Source organism: Micromonospora sp. NPDC049204 (genome assembly GCF_040647935.1).
In the GTDB taxonomy this organism is placed as follows: Bacteria; Actinomycetota; Actinomycetes; order Mycobacteriales; family Micromonosporaceae; genus Micromonospora.
Map to the genome: position 1 here is coordinate 101389 of NZ_JBEZDC010000003.1, position 13925 is coordinate 115313.

Sequence of the window (13925 nt, forward strand, 5' to 3'; positions counted from 1 at the left end):
GCGGGAATAAGCGCGCCTCTCCGTACGTCGTACGGTACGTTGCTTACGACGAACGGAGATGCCCGTGTTCGACGCTGCCACCGAATTCGACCGCCAGGTCGACCACCTGGTGCACCTTGGCTACCCCGATCTGGCGGGGCAGTCCGAGAACGCCTTCCGCGACCTGGTCGCACCGCTACGGGCCAGGGCGATCGACGGCACCGCCGACCTGTCCGCCCCCACCGACGCCCGGGTGCCGTTCCTGCTGGTCATCACCCGGGACCTGATCGGGGTGCCGGAACGAGTCAGCCGCACCACCCTGGCCGGCAAGCGCAAGCCCGGCGTCGTCGACCGCAACTACGCCGACGACGACCTGCCGCGCTTCGATCCGATCAAGGAACTGGAGACGCCGGCCGGGCCGGCCTACCTGCTCTTCGACGTCGACCGGGGCGAGGAGTTCCGCAACCTGCCCCCGATCACCGCCATGGAGGGGATCACCGCCCAGGGCCGGCTGCCGCTCACCATCGACGAGGGTCTCGCCTTCGTCACACTGCACCCGGCCGCGCTGGCGAGCAACAGGTGCTTCTCGCTGATCGGATCCCGCTGCGGCGACAAGCGGGTGCCGGCGATCTGGATCAGCCAGGGGGCACCGAAGCTGGGTTGGTGCTGGTACGGCAACCCGCACACCTGGCTCGGCTCCGCCTCGGCCCGCCCGGAGCGCGTCGGCCTGGAGTGACAGTCCGCTGAGGAGGGATGACCGGTCGCGCGGATCCGCCCGACCGGCCCTGCCGGCGGATATCGCCGTTGGCCTATTCTTCTGCTACCGATTCCGGTACGGGGCGCAGGGTCGGGGTGGGCGAAGCCTGCGCGGGCGCCCCACCACCCTTACCTGGGGACGCCGATGCAACTATTCTCACCCCGCCGCGCCCTACTGGCCACCGCCGTCGTGGCCGCACTCGTACTGCCCGGGGCCACCCCGGCTCAGGCCGCGGCCACCGGCGCGGTCAGCGGACGACTGACCACCAGCACCGGCACCGCCGCCGCCGAGGTCCAGGTGCTGGTCTACGACCCCGACAGTTACTCCTACGTCGACCACACCAGCACCGACGCCGACGGCAACTTCACCCTCGCCGGGCTGCCCGCGGGCCCGTACCTGGTGGGCTACTTCCCGCTCGAGCAGCCTGGGCAGTACTACCGTCAGCACGCGACGATCTGGAACGCCGACCCGGTGACCGTCACCGCCGGTGGCACCGCCAGGGCCGACGACCAACTCTTCGCCATCGGCACCTTCACCGGTCAGATCGTCAACACCGCGGGCGACCCGATGCCGAACCTGTCCGTCAACGCCCGCGAGGTCGACACGGGTGCCGTGACCGGGGGCCAGACCGACGACCAGGGTCGATACACCTTCGCCACCCAGCCGGGCCGCTACGTCCTGAGCCTCCAGCCGATCGCGGGCGTCGACCAGGTGCAGTACGTGCCCGGGAAGCTCGATCGGGAGAGCGCCACCATCTTCGAGGTGAAGGCCGACGAGGCGACAGTGGTCAACGAGACCGCGCTGCCGGCGGGCACCCTCAGCGGCCGGTTCACCACCGCCGCCGGTGCCCCGCTCGCCGACGCGCAGGTCTCCATCGACACCGGCACCGGATCCAGCGGGGCGTACACGCAGACCGACGCGAACGGTGAGTTCTCCGTACAACTACTGCCGGCCTCCTACATCGTCAGCCTGTACGCCGGTGATCGCCAGCAGTACTACCGCGGCAAGTTGACCTCCGAGGACGCCGACCGCGTCGAGGTACGCGGCGGGCAGCAGACGAGGATCACGGACAGCCTGCTCGGCACCGGTTCGGTCACCGTGAGCGCGGTCGACTCGGTCAGCGGAGCGCCCATCGCCGACTTCTGCGCCCAGTCGGTCTGCAGCAACGGCACCGGCACGGTGACCGTCACCGGCCTGCCGCAGGGCAGCCACACCCTCTACCTGGACGTGGCAGACCGGCTCCACTTCAACCGCGAGGTGACCGGGGTACGGGTGAAGGCCAACCGCGACACCAAGCTGACCGTGAAGATGCGCCCCGGCGCGCTCATCAGCACCACCGTCCTCGACCGGCAGACCGGCCGGCCCGTGCCGGACGTCTGCCTGGACACCTTCCTACCGAAGCAGGCGAAGCTCGGGGACAGTTACGGCTACTGCAGCGACCAGACCGGCAAGATCACGGTGGGACCGTTCGCCGCCGGCAGCTACAAGCTCTTCGCGGTGCCGCGGGACAGCAACTACGGCCGCCAGTGGGTCGGCGTCAACGGCGGCAGCGGCGACGAGCGGGAGGCAGCCGTCGTCACCGCGACCGTCGGCCAGATCGCCACCGGGCCGCAGATCAGGCTGGACCGGGCCGGCACGGTCACCGGCACGGTCACCGATTCGGCCGGCAAGCCGGTGCGGGATGCCAACGTGTCGGTGCTGACCGCCCACCCCGGGGTCGGCGCGCAGGACGCCATCACCGACGAGCACGGCGTCTACACCCTCGAACGGCTCGGCCCGTACGCCTGGCCGGTGGTGGTCGGCGCCAACCCGTACGCGAGCGTGTGGTCCGGCGACAAGCCGAGCCGGTTCACCGCCACTCCGGTGCCGGTGACCGCCGGGGCGGCCGCCACCCACAACGTCCAACTCGACCAGGGCGTCCAACTGACCGGCACCTTCCGTACGCCCGACGGCACCCCCTTCACCAGTGGGTTCGTCATCGCCCGCAACGTCGACACCGGTGACATCGCGGGCAACACCTGGATGACCGACGGTCAGTTCACCATTCGCGTCAAGGGGCCCCAGCGGGTCTTCTTCACCTACAACGTGACGCTCGGTGAGAAGCAGTTCGAGGGTCGCTACCTGGCGACCCAGCCGGACGGCACCCGCAAGCTGGCACGGTTCACCGTCCCGGCCAGCGGCAGCATGTCCGTGGATCTGGTCGTCCCGACCAGCTGACGGTTCGACGAAGCGGGGCCGGTGGCACCACGCCACCGGCCCCGTTCGCGTCGGTCAGAAGATGTCGGCCAGCGGCAGGGCGAGGGGGAACGGCTGCTCGGTGCGGTAGACCTCGTCGACCGGGAGAACGGCCTGCTCGCGGTAACCACCCGCGCCGTTCGCCAGCACGGTCAGAGTCTGCTTACGGGGCTCGACCAGCCAGTAGAGGGGAATGCCGACGGCCGCGTACTCGTGACGTTTGAGCACCAGGTCTCGGCCCGCGTTGCTCGGTGAGATCACCTCGACGACGAGGAGCACGTCGGCCGGGTCGAGCGCGGCACCGCCGCTGTCCAGTGCGCTCTCACCGGCGACGAAGAGATCCGGCACGAAGTACGACGAGCGCTTGGCACTGACACCGATGTCCTGACCGACGAGCACACCGGCCGGGGCCTGCCGGTCGAGGATCCGGCGGAGGCGGTTGGCGACGGCGCCGTGGAAGACGTCCGCATGGGGGGACACGAGCAGACTCCCGTCGAAGATCTCATAGACCTGGTCGTCCTCGGGGAGGCTCTGGAGGTCGTCCACCGTCCAGGCGTCGCCCCAGCCGGGCCGGGCAGGGTTCGTCACCGTCACACCTCCTCTCTACCGGACCACCCTGACAGCTCATCCGGTTGTCCACAACGAGCCTCGGGAGTTCACCCACGCCAGCCGGCCCGAGGGCGGAGTTATCCACAGGCGTGAACGGTTCTCCACAGGTTGTTCACAACGCACCCCACTGATCTCCACGGCGGCTCCCTACAGTCGTCACCCATGAGGGAACGCCGGATACTGGTCGTCGAGGACGAACGAACCATCGCCGACTCCATCGCCGCCCGTCTGCGGGCCGAGGGTTTCGCGGTGCAGGTCGCGGGGGACGGACCCAGCGCCGTCGAGCGGTTCCGCACCGGCCAACCGGATCTCGTCGTCCTCGACGTGATGCTGCCCGGCTTCGACGGCCTGGAGGTGTGCCGCCGGATCCAGGCCGACCGGCCGGTGCCGGTGCTGATGCTCACTGCCCGGGACGACGAGACCGACCTGCTGGTCGGGCTCGCGGTCGGGGCGGACGACTACCTCACCAAGCCCTTCTCGATGCGTGAGCTGGCCGCCCGGGTGCACGTCCTGCTGCGGCGGGTGGAGCGGGCCGCGGCACCGACGCCGCCCGCGATCCACCTCGGCGACATCGAGATCAACGAGGCCGAGCGGCGGGTCCGCCGGAACGGCGCCGACGTGCACCTCACCCCCACGGAGTTCGACCTCCTCCTCCACCTCGCCGGGCGACCACGCACGGTGCTCCCCCGGGAACGGCTGCTCGCCGACGTGTGGGGATGGGCCGACGGGAGTGGCACCCGCACGGTGGACAGCCACATCAAGGCGCTGCGCCGCAAGCTCGGCGCCGACCTGATCCGGACCGTGCACGGCGTCGGGTACGCCCTGGAGGTGCCCGCGTGACCGGTCGGCTGCTGGACTGGCTGGAACGGGTGTTACCGCGTCCACTGGACCCGGTCCGCTCGATCAAGATGAAGCTCGGCGTGCTGCTGGTCGCCGCCTGGGCGGTTGCCATCGGTTACTTCTGGTACGGCATCGGTTGGCTCCCGCCCGGCACGGCGGTCACCAGCATCTGCATCGCCCTCGTCACCTCGCAGGTGCTCGCCCACGGGATGACCTCGCCGCTGCGCGAGATGACGGCGGCCGCCGGCGCGATGGCCCGTGGCGACTACACCCGGCGGGTACGCGCCACCTCCCGCGACGAGGTCGGCGAGCTGGCTCAGGCGTTCAACAAGATGGCCGAGGATCTGCACGCCGCGGACCAGCGCCGACGTGAGTTGATCGCCAACGTCTCGCACGAGCTGCGGACGCCGATCACGGCGTTGCAGGGCGTGCTGGAGAACATGGTGGACGGGGTGGCCGACCCCGAACCGGCGGCGCTGCGCTCGGCGCTGTCCCAGACCGAGCGGCTCGGGCACCTCGTCGCCGACCTGCTCGACCTGTCCCGCCTCGACGCAGGGGTCGTACCGCTGCGCCGGGTCCGCATCGACGTGGGAGATTTCCTCGACGAGGCGGTCGAGCACGCCACCGCCAGCGCGTCCGGAGCGGCGCTCGACGTGCGCTTCCAGCTCCGCGAGCTGCCGGCGCCGCTGACCGTCCACGCCGACCCGTGGCGGCTGCACCAGGTCTTCGCGAACCTGCTCGACAACGCGGCCCGGCACAGCCCACCCGGGGGCACGGTGCGGCTGAGCGCCGAGGAACACGCCGACCAGCTCCGCTTCGAGGTCAGCGACGAAGGCCAGGGCATCTCACCCGGCGAACGGTCCCGGGTCTTCGAACGGTTCACCCGCGGCGATCGGTCCGCCGGCGGCGGGACCGGGCTCGGCCTGGCCATCGCCCGCTGGGTCGTCGAACTGCACGGTGGTCGGATCGCCGTCCTCGACCCCGTCAAACCGCACCGGGTCGATCGGCCCGGCTGCCGCATCCAGGTCACCATCCCGAGCGACGGGCCACATCGGAAAGAGGTCGCATGACCAGCCCTGGCACCACCCCGGTTCCGGCCACCGGACCGCAGGTCCTCCCGCCACCGGTCCGACCGGGTCCGGCCGCCGCACCGGCCGCCGGTCAGCCCCAACCGTGGCCGGGTGCGCCGCCCGTACCCAGGCCACCGTCGGCGATCGTGCGGCGCTGGCCGGGGCCGTCCGGCTCCGTCCGTCCGCTGGTCCTGGCGGCGTTGACGGCGGCGGCGGTCGTCGGCGCGGCCACGCTCACGATGGTTCGTCCCGGCCTCGGCTGGCTGGTGGCCACGCTGGCCGGCACCGCCGCCCTGGTCACCGCCGCGGTCGTGCGCCCCAGGCCGTCGCCCCCGGCGGTGGGCGGCACCGCGCCGGCCGCGCCCAGCGCCGCAGCGGCCGGACCGACGACGCCTACCGCCGCCACGCCGGCACCGACCACCACCGGGCCGGCACGGCCAACTGGGAGCACGCCACCGCCGACCACCATGCCGGCGACCGCCACCACGCCGGCCGGACGCACGCCGCCGAGCACCACGCCAACGGCCACCGCGACCACGCCGACCAGGAGCACGCCGCCGAGCACCACGCCGGCCGCGACCGCGACCACGCCGGCACGGCCGACTGCGGGGACGGCCACCCGTCCCGGTGCCACGGGGGCACCGGGGCGGGCGGCACAGATCGCCTGGGCCGTCGCGACGATCGCGTTGGTCGCCGTCGGCACGGTCCGCGCGGCCGGCTGGCTCTTCGCGCTCTGCCTGGTCGCGGCCGCGGCAACCGGGACGTTCGCGGTGACCGGCGGGCGAAGCCCGCTCGGGATGCTGGTCGCCGCGACGCTGCCGCCGGCCGCGACCGTACGTGCCCTCCCCTGGGCGGTACGCGGACTGCACGACACCCGCCCAGCCGGGGCGGGGATCGGGCTCGGGCGCGTCCTGAAGAGCGTGGCGATCTCCGCCGGTCTGTTGCTGCTGTTCGGCCTGCTCTTCTCCTCCGCCGACGCGGTCTTCGCCGACCTGGTCACGGGTCTCCTGCCCGACATCTCGCTGGACGGTGTCGTCGGCTGGCTGCTGCGTCTGGCGCTGATCGGCGGTGGCCTGCTCGGTGCCGCGTACCTGGTCAGTCGCCCACCCGACCTGGAAGGTCTGCGGCCGGGGCCGGCCCGACCGGCCCACCGGCTGGAGTGGACCCTGCCGTTGGTGTTGCTCGACACGCTGTTCGCCGCGTTCGTGCTGGTCCAGCTCACGGTGTTCTTCGGCGGCGCGGGGCACGTGCTGCGGACGGCCGGGCTCACCTATGCCCAGTACGCCCGGGGCGGCTTCTGGCAGTTGCTCACCGTCACCGCACTCGCCCTGCTGGTCATCGCGATCGCCGCCCGCCGGGCACCGAAGGCCACCCGGGCCGATCGACTGCTGGTCCGCGTACTGCTCGGCACGCTCGCCGCACTCAGCCTGGTGGTGGTCGCCTCGGCGCTCTACCGGATGCAGGTCTACACCGACGCGTACGGCGCCACCCGCCTGCGGCTCTTCGTGACGACAGTCGAACTCTGGCTCGGGGTGCTCTTCGTCCTGGTCGGGGTGGCGGTGGTGCGGCTGCGGGCGGCCTGGCTGCCCCGGTTGGTGGTCGGCACGGCGGTGCTGGCGCTGCTCGGGTTGGCCATGGTCAACCCGGACCGGTTGATCGCCGAACGGAACGTCGACAGGTACCTGGAGACCGGCCGGTTGGACGTCAGCTACCTGTCCGGGCTGTCGGCGGACGCCGTACCGGCCCTTACCCGGTTGCCCGAGCCGATGCGCGCGTGTGCGCTGGGGCAGATCGCCGCCGAGCTGCCTCGGGACGGGCTCTGGGCGACGAACCTCGGCCGGGAGAGGGCGCGCCGGGACCTTGCCACGATCCCGACGACCACCGGGGTGACGGACTGCCTCGTCGCGCGAGGCTGGTGAGCGCCACCGCTTGACAATCGCGCGCGGCGGGCAAGACTGCCGGGGTGGCCAAGCAACTCCCTGACGTGGGGTCGGGCAGTGCGGTACCGCCGCCCCGGCGGGCCCGGATCGTGCTGGCCGAGATCAGCCGGCAGGACACCCGTGCCGAGCGGACCCGCGCCGAACTGGCCCAGCAGACCCAGGTCGGCGAGGCGCTGGTCCGCGGGCTGGTCCGGGCGCAACTGGCGCTGGCGCTGCGGCTCTCGCTGGTGGTGGCCATCGGGTTGGGTGGGCTGCCCCTGCTGTTCGCCATCGCGCCCTCGCTGGGCCGGACCACCGTGGCCGACGTCAACCTGCCGTGGCTGCTGCTCGGGGTGGCCTCGTTCCCGTTCCTGATCGGGGTGGGCTGGGCGTACGTGCGGTTGGCCGAGCGCAACGAGCAGGACTTCACCGATCTGGTGCAGCGGCCGGAGCGCTGAGTGGGCAACGACTTCGTGGTCCCGGCCATCGTCGCGGTCACCCTGGTCACCGTCGGGATCGGCTTCTACGGGCTGCGGTTGGCCCGGACCACGTCGGACTTCCTGGTGGCGTCCCGGGCGATCAGCCCGACGTGGAACGCCGCCGCCATCGGCGGGGAGTACCTGTCGGCGGCGAGCTTCCTCGGCATCGCGGGTCTGGTCCTCAAGTACGGGGTGGACGTGCTCTGGTATCCGGTCGGTTTCGCCGCCGGCTACCTGGCCCTGCTGCTCTTCGTGGCGGCGCCGCTGCGCCGCTCCGGCGCGTTCACCCTGCCCGACTTCTGCGAGCTGCGGCTGGGGTCCCGTCGGCTGCGCATCCTGGCCACCGCGTTCGTGATCTTCATTGGTTGGCTGTACCTGGTGCCGCAACTCCAGGGCGCGGGGCTGACCCTGGCCACCGTCGCCGGCTCCCCGTACCCGGTCGGTGCCCTGCTGGTGGCCGCTGTGGTCACCGCCAACGTGGCGCTGGGCGGGATGCGGGCCATCACCTTCGTGCAGGCGTTCCAGTACTGGCTCAAGTTGACCGCGCTCGCCGTACCGGTGATCTTCCTGGCGTTGCAGTGGCAGGCCGACGGCCGTCCGGCGGTGACGCCGCCGGACGGGCCGACGTTCCGGACCGCGACCACCGTCGTGGTCGAGCACCGCGCGACCCTCACCCTGCCCAACGGCGACATCCGCGAGGTACGCCCCGGCGACGAGCTGACCTTCGCGGCCGGCGACCCGGTGCCGGACGTGTCCGGGGTGGCCACCGCCGCCAGCGACTGGCTGCTGCCCAGCGCCGCGGGCAACGACGACCGGGGACTGTTCGCCACGTACTCGCTGATCCTGGCCACGTTCCTGGGCACCATGGGCCTGCCGCACGTACTGGTCCGCTTCTACACCAACCCGGACGGCGCGGCGGCCCGCCGGACCACGCTTGTCGTGCTGGCCCTGGTCGGCGTCTTCTACCTGCTGCCCACCCTGTACGGGGTGCTCGGCCGGATCTACACGCCGCAGTTGCTGGTCAGCGGCCAGACCGACGCGGTGGTGGTGTTGCTGCCCGGTGCGGCCCTCGGCGACGGGGCAACCGGGCGAATGCTCGCCGCGCTGGTCTCGGCGGGCGCGTTCGCGGCCTTCCTCTCCACCTCGTCCGGGCTGCTGACGAGCGTCGCCGGGGTGATCTCGACGGATGTGCTCGGCCGGGGTTCGGTGCGCGGCTTCCGGTTGGCGACGGTGATCGCCGGAGCGGTGCCGACGCTGCTGTCGCTGCACGTGTCCGGACTGGACGTGTCACAGGTGGTCGGGCTGGCCTTCGCGGTCGCCGCGTCGAGCTTCTGCCCGCTGCTGGTGCTCGGCATCTGGTGGCGTGGGCTCACCGACGTGGGCGCCGCCGCCGGCGTGGTGGCGGGCGGTGGTGCGGCGATCGGGGCGGTGCTGGTCACCGTGCTCGGGCCGCCGCTGTCCGGCTGGCCGGGCACGCTCACCACCCAGCCGGCCGCCTGGACGGTGCCGCTGGCCTTCACCGTGATGGTCGTGGTGTCGATGGCCACCCGGCGGCGGGCACCGGCCGACGTCGCGGCCACCATGCTCCGCCTGCACACCCCCGAAACCGTCCGCCTCTAGGTGCCTGCGGCTGAGCCAATCCTGGTCAGTCGGTCGCCCTCGGGTGGCCCGTGCCGGCGTGCTTCACCCAGCAGGTGCGGGTGTCGTGGTCGGGGAGGTACCAGATGCGACCGCCTGCGGTGACTTCGTACTGCCACTGCGGCAGCGTCTTGCCGTTGTGGGCGGCGGTGGCGAGAGTGCCCTTGAGGGGGTGCTGCCGGCTCGTCGGTGGGGAGGGGCAGGGGTCGGATTCGATGGCGTCGAACGCAGCCCGAGTGTTGGCTGCGGCCTGGCGGCACAGGTCCTCCCAACCCTTGGCCGCATCGTTCGTGGCGAATCGCAGGAGGTAGCCGCCAGGACGGGGTGGCGGCGCAGCCCGGTCGCCACGCTTGGCGCTCACTCGCCGGTCGGGCGCGCTACCGGCCCGAAGTCGTCAGAGCTCGGCGCGGCCAGGATCCGGTGCAGGTCGGGATCGGCGTGGATCTCGGCGGTGTGCCGCCACTCGGTGAGCAGCTGCGACACCGCCGCGGTGTTGCCCACCGCGGCAGCCGCCTCCGCCGTAGCGACGAACTCGCTGGCCATCTGCTCGACGTCTTCCGGCGGCAGAAACCGCACCCACGGCAGCACGGTCGGCAGCGCCTCACGCACCAGGGTCGGGTCCCGGTGTACGACACTGGCCAGCAGCCGGGCCGTCAGGTCCACCACCTCGCCCTCGGCCGCCGCCCGGTCGGCAGACATCAGCACCAGATCAGGCGCATCGCGGCGGCGCAGCCGCACGGCGCGAGCACGAGAGAGCCGCTCCGCCGTCTCGACCGGCTGGCGTAGCAACTCCGAGAACGGTACGGACTCCGATGGCATGGACACGACATCAACACTACTTCAGAAGTTGGCGATTTACGGTGACATCCACCTGCAGGATGGTCGCTTATCCGCCTGCCGCTGGACGGCGAGACTGGCGATCGACGGATAACGTCAGCGCATGACTGTTGCGCACCCCGCGCTCGCACTGCGTGGCCTGGCCAAACGCTTCGACGGCACGATCGCGGTGGCCGGCGTCGACCTGGACGTCCCCGCCGGCTCCTTCTACGGCCTGCTCGGCCCGAACGGCGCCGGCAAGACCACCACCCTGTCGATGGCGGTCGGGCTGTTACGACCGGACGCCGGCTCGGCCTGGGTGCTCGGACACGACGTCTGGCAGGACCCGGTGACCGCCAAGCGGCTGCTCGGCGTGATGCCCGACGGGGTTCGCCTGTTCGACCGGCTGACCGGGGCGGAGCTGCTGGCGTACAACGGGTTGTTGCGGGGGATGGACCCGGCGGTGGTCGACCAGCGGGCCGCGGAGTTGCTTGACGTGTTGGCGCTCGGCGATGCCGGCCGCACCCTCGTGGTGGACTACTCGGCGGGCATGAAGAAGAAGATCGGCCTGGCCTGCGCGCTGCTGCACGGCCCTCGGGTGTTGGTGCTGGACGAGCCGTTCGAGGCGGTCGACCCGGTCTCCGCCGCGCTGATCCGGGACATCCTCACCCGTTACGCGAGCGGTGGCGGCACGGTGATCTTCTCCAGTCACGTGATGGAGGTCGTCGAGCGGCTCTGCTCGCACGTGGCCATCCTGGCCGGCGGCACCATCAAGCGGGTCGGCACACTGTCCGAGGTGCGCGGGGACCGCTCGTTGGAGCAGGTCTTCGTCGAGGTGGTCGGCGGCCGCACCGCGACCGGTGAGGAGCTGTCGTGGCTCTCCCAGTGAGCGTCACCGCCGAGCCGTCCGCGCCGGTGCGGCAGGTCTCGGCCCGGCACTTCGCGCGGCTCAAGCTGCGGGTGATGGGCAACAGTTTCCGGGGCCAGGGCTGGCGGATCGCCCTGTTCATCGGTGGTGCGGTGGTCGGGCTCTGGTTCGCCGTCAGCGGCTTCTTCCTCTTCGCCGCGCCCGGCCTGGCCGGTGACGGCACGTACGCGGTGCTCGTCGCGGCGGCGGGCGGCGGGCTGCTGGTGCTCGGTTGGCTCCTCCTACCGCTTGTCTTCTTCGGGGTGGACGAAACCCTGGACCCGGCCCGGTTCGCGCTGCTGCCACTGCCCCGCCGGACGTTGGTGACCGGCCTGTTCGTCGCGGCCCTGATCAGCGTGCCGGTGCTGGCGGTGCTTATCGCGTCGTTCGGGCTGGTGCTCACCGCCCTGTCCCTGGGCGGTTGGTCGGCCGGGTTGGTCGCCGTCGTCGGCGCACTCGCCGGGCTACTGCTCTGCGTGGCCGCCAGTCGGGCGGTGACCAGCGCATTCGCCAGCATGTTGCGGTCCCGTCGGGTCCGCGACCTGGCGGCCGTGCTGCTGGCGGTGACCGCCGCGCTGCTCGGGCCGTTGCAGGTGTTCGGTCTCGCGGCGCTGCGCGAGGCGGACTGGGACCGGCTGAACGGGGTGGCGACGGTCATCGGCTGGACGCCGCTCGGGGCGCCGTGGACCGCAGGCATCGACGTGGCCCAGGGCCGGGTCTGGGCCGCACCGGTCAAGTTGCTGATCACGGGGGTGGCGATCGCTGCCCTGCTGCTCTGGTGGTCCCGTTCGCTGGAGTCGGCGATGGTGGGTGCGGTGAGCGCCGGCAAGGCGCCGGCGCGTCGCGCTGTCACCGGCGGCGCGGTCGAGCAACTGTTCCCCACGTTCGCCGGCTGGGCGCGGCGCGACCGGTTCGGTGCGCTGGTCGCCAGGGAGGCCCGCTACTGGTGGCGGGACGCCCGCCGCCGGGCCAACCTGATCACGATCGCGGTGGTCGGCATCTTCGTACCCGTGTTGATCAACGTGACGGGCGGGGACTTCGCGGGCGAGAGCGACGCGGGGTTGACCTCGGCTGCCGCCGACAGTTCACCGGTCGTGGTCACCATCTCCATGCTCCTAGTGGGCGTGCTCGCCTCGGTCACCCTGGCCAACCAGTTCGGCTTCGACGGCAGCGCGTACGCGGCGAACGTGGTGGCCGGCGTGCCCGGCCGGGTGGAGCTGCGCGCCCGCATGGTGGCCTTCTCGCTGTACGTGCTGCCGCTGCTGGGGTTCGTCGCGGTGGTGCTGTCGGCACTGCTCCGCCGACCGGAGTGGATCGGGCTCACCATCGGCGGCCTGGTCGCCACCTACGGTGCCGGGCTGGCGGTGAACAGTCTGATCTCGGTGCTGGGGGCGTACTCGCTGCCGGAGACGAGCAACCCGTTCGCGATGAACAGCGGTGCCGGCGTGGCGAAGGGGCTGCTCACCCTGGTGGCCATGCTCGCCTCGGTGGTCGCGGCGGTGCCGATGGTGGCCGCTGCGGCACTGCTCGGCGACGCGTGGCTCTGGCTGGCACTGCCGGTGGGGGCGGCGTACGGGTTGGGGGCGGCGCTGCTGGGCGCGTACCTGGCCGGCGACGTGCTGGACCGGCGTCAGCCGGAGCTGCTGGCCACGGTCACGCCGCGCCGTTAGCCGACGCGCCGGCCGGAGGCCTGGGAGGTGTCGGCGACGAAGCCCCGCCAGGCGGCCGGCGCGAAGGTGAGGGTCGGCCCGGAGCGATCCTTGCTGTCCCGAACCAACACGACACCGGGCAGATTGTCCGCCACCTCGACACACGCACCGCCGGTGTCGCCGGATCTGGTGGAGGTCCGCCAAAGCGGTTGAGCAACGGTCATGGCGTCACCTTCAGCTTCCGGATCAGATCCAGCGAGGCACTAGTGGACAGTGCTTCGCCGAGCAGACTATCCCATTTCCGACCAACCAGACGAACGACTTCCGGGTCGTCAATGACGTGTCCACGAGCAACGTCCTCGACATAGGTGACCCGTTCGCCATCCGGCAGTTCAGCGAGCAGGAAGCCGCCGGTCAGGCCGACGTGCGCCCCGATCTCGAGCGGCACCACGTGCAACCTGACGCTCGGCAGGACGGCGAGTTCCAGCAGCCGGCCGAGCTGGACGTCCAGCACCGCCGGCCCTCCCACCGGGCGCCGCAGGGCGGTCTCGTCCAGGACAAATACGCACTGCGGAGGCTCAGCGCGCTGCCAGACCTGCTGCCGATCCAATCGGACTGCTACCAGCTCGTTCACCACGTTGACCGGGTTCAGGCCGCCTGCGGAGATCACCGCTCGGGCATAGTCCTCGGTTTGCAGCAAACCGGGAATCAGGCACGGCTCGAATTCGCACAGCCGGATCGCCTCCTCCTCGTGGTGCCGCCACGGGACGAACCAGCTCGGCAGCCTCTGCCGATCGGCCGCCGTCAGCAGTTCGGCGAGGAGGCCGCCGGTGGCCAGGGCCTCGTCGGCGGCGACCGCGAACTCCATGGTCGGCCGACGCCGGCTGGTCTCGATGGCGGCCACCGTGGAGGGACTCCACTTGATCAGGGTCGCCAGTGCCTCCTGGGACACGTCGGCACCGGCCCGGGCGGCCTTCAACGCCCGTACCCACATCTCGATGTTCATCCTTACCTCTCCGGTAAGTAC

General features: G+C 71.7%; 15 protein-coding genes. 9 read left to right on the plus strand and 6 right to left on the minus strand.

The window, feature by feature from the left end; genetic code table 11:
• Positions 1-58 precede the first annotated feature (58 nt).
• Positions 59-715: a DUF5701 family protein gene (locus AB0A90_RS06545; protein ID WP_357242728.1), complete on the plus strand. Its 657-nt coding sequence runs from the start codon at positions 59-61 to the stop codon at positions 713-715.
• A 165-nt stretch (positions 716-880) separates the two neighbouring features.
• On the plus strand, positions 881-2953 hold the full coding sequence (locus AB0A90_RS06550) for a carboxypeptidase-like regulatory domain-containing protein (RefSeq protein WP_357242730.1): 2073 nt from the start codon (positions 881-883) through the stop codon (positions 2951-2953).
• A 54-nt stretch (positions 2954-3007) separates the two neighbouring features.
• Here the strand turns inward: AB0A90_RS06550 and AB0A90_RS06555 are convergent, their stop codons facing one another.
• Positions 3008-3559, minus strand: coding sequence for a Uma2 family endonuclease (locus AB0A90_RS06555; RefSeq protein WP_357242733.1), 552 nt, complete (start codon positions 3557-3559; stop codon positions 3008-3010).
• Positions 3560-3742: 183 nt separating this feature from the next.
• On the opposite strand from AB0A90_RS06555, the gene AB0A90_RS06560 reads away from it, so the two are divergent.
• Together AB0A90_RS06560 and AB0A90_RS06565 are read left to right on the plus strand one after the other, a co-directional pair.
• The gene (locus tag AB0A90_RS06560) at positions 3743-4420 is read left to right on the plus strand and encodes a response regulator transcription factor (RefSeq protein ID WP_357242736.1); all 678 of its coding nucleotides are present in this window, start codon (positions 3743-3745) and stop codon (positions 4418-4420) included.
• 68 nt (positions 4421-4488) lie between these two features.
• Entirely contained in the window at positions 4489-5490 is a 1002-nt protein-coding gene (locus tag AB0A90_RS06565; protein WP_357244030.1) for a HAMP domain-containing sensor histidine kinase, read from the plus strand.
• A 91-nt stretch (positions 5491-5581) separates the two neighbouring features.
• Here the strand turns inward: AB0A90_RS06565 and AB0A90_RS06570 are convergent, their stop codons facing one another.
• Entirely contained in the window at positions 5582-6124 is a 543-nt protein-coding gene (locus AB0A90_RS06570) for a hypothetical protein (RefSeq protein ID WP_357242740.1), read from the minus strand.
• A gap of 52 nt (positions 6125-6176) precedes the next feature.
• On the opposite strand from AB0A90_RS06570, the gene AB0A90_RS06575 reads away from it, so the two are divergent.
• Genes AB0A90_RS06575 through AB0A90_RS06585 form a run of 3 tightly spaced genes read left to right on the plus strand, consistent with a single transcriptional unit; the run spans position 6177 to position 9508 of the window.
• The gene (locus AB0A90_RS06575; protein ID WP_357242743.1) at positions 6177-7409 is read left to right on the plus strand and encodes a DUF4173 domain-containing protein; all 1233 of its coding nucleotides are present in this window, start codon (positions 6177-6179) and stop codon (positions 7407-7409) included.
• Positions 7410-7453: 44 nt separating this feature from the next.
• Entirely contained in the window at positions 7454-7867 is a 414-nt protein-coding gene (locus AB0A90_RS06580; RefSeq protein WP_357242746.1) for a hypothetical protein, read from the plus strand.
• Positions 7868-9508 (plus strand): cation acetate symporter, encoded by a 1641-nt coding sequence (locus AB0A90_RS06585; RefSeq protein ID WP_357242749.1) that lies wholly within the window; start codon positions 7868-7870, stop codon positions 9506-9508.
• A 25-nt stretch (positions 9509-9533) separates the two neighbouring features.
• Here the strand turns inward: AB0A90_RS06585 and AB0A90_RS06590 are convergent, their stop codons facing one another.
• Positions 9534-9887 carry a hypothetical protein gene (locus AB0A90_RS06590; protein ID WP_357242752.1) on the minus strand — a complete coding sequence of 118 codons (354 nt, stop codon included), beginning with the start codon at positions 9885-9887 and terminating at the stop codon, positions 9534-9536.
• Positions 9884-10345 (minus strand): hypothetical protein, encoded by a 462-nt coding sequence (locus tag AB0A90_RS06595; protein ID WP_357244033.1) that lies wholly within the window; start codon positions 10343-10345, stop codon positions 9884-9886. Before AB0A90_RS06595 ends, AB0A90_RS06590 begins: the two co-directional genes overlap by 4 nt.
• A 121-nt stretch (positions 10346-10466) precedes the next feature.
• Here AB0A90_RS06595 and AB0A90_RS06600 point away from each other — a divergent pair, with 121 nt between their 5' ends.
• Positions 10467-11231: an ABC transporter ATP-binding protein gene (locus AB0A90_RS06600; protein ID WP_357242754.1), complete on the plus strand. Its 765-nt coding sequence runs from the start codon at positions 10467-10469 to the stop codon at positions 11229-11231.
• Entirely contained in the window at positions 11216-12919 is a 1704-nt protein-coding gene (locus AB0A90_RS06605; protein ID WP_357242757.1) for an ABC transporter permease, read from the plus strand. The genes AB0A90_RS06600 and AB0A90_RS06605 overlap by 16 nt, the downstream gene beginning before the upstream one ends.
• On the opposite strand, the gene AB0A90_RS06610 is transcribed toward AB0A90_RS06605, so the two are convergent.
• Positions 12916-13122 carry a DUF397 domain-containing protein gene (locus tag AB0A90_RS06610; RefSeq protein WP_357242760.1) on the minus strand — a complete coding sequence of 69 codons (207 nt, stop codon included), beginning with the start codon at positions 13120-13122 and terminating at the stop codon, positions 12916-12918. The two genes, AB0A90_RS06605 and AB0A90_RS06610, sit on opposite strands and share 4 nt — an antisense overlap.
• Positions 13119-13904, minus strand: coding sequence for a helix-turn-helix transcriptional regulator (locus AB0A90_RS06615; protein WP_357242763.1), 786 nt, complete (start codon positions 13902-13904; stop codon positions 13119-13121). The genes AB0A90_RS06610 and AB0A90_RS06615 overlap by 4 nt, the downstream gene beginning before the upstream one ends.
• Positions 13905-13925: the final 21 nt, after the last annotated feature.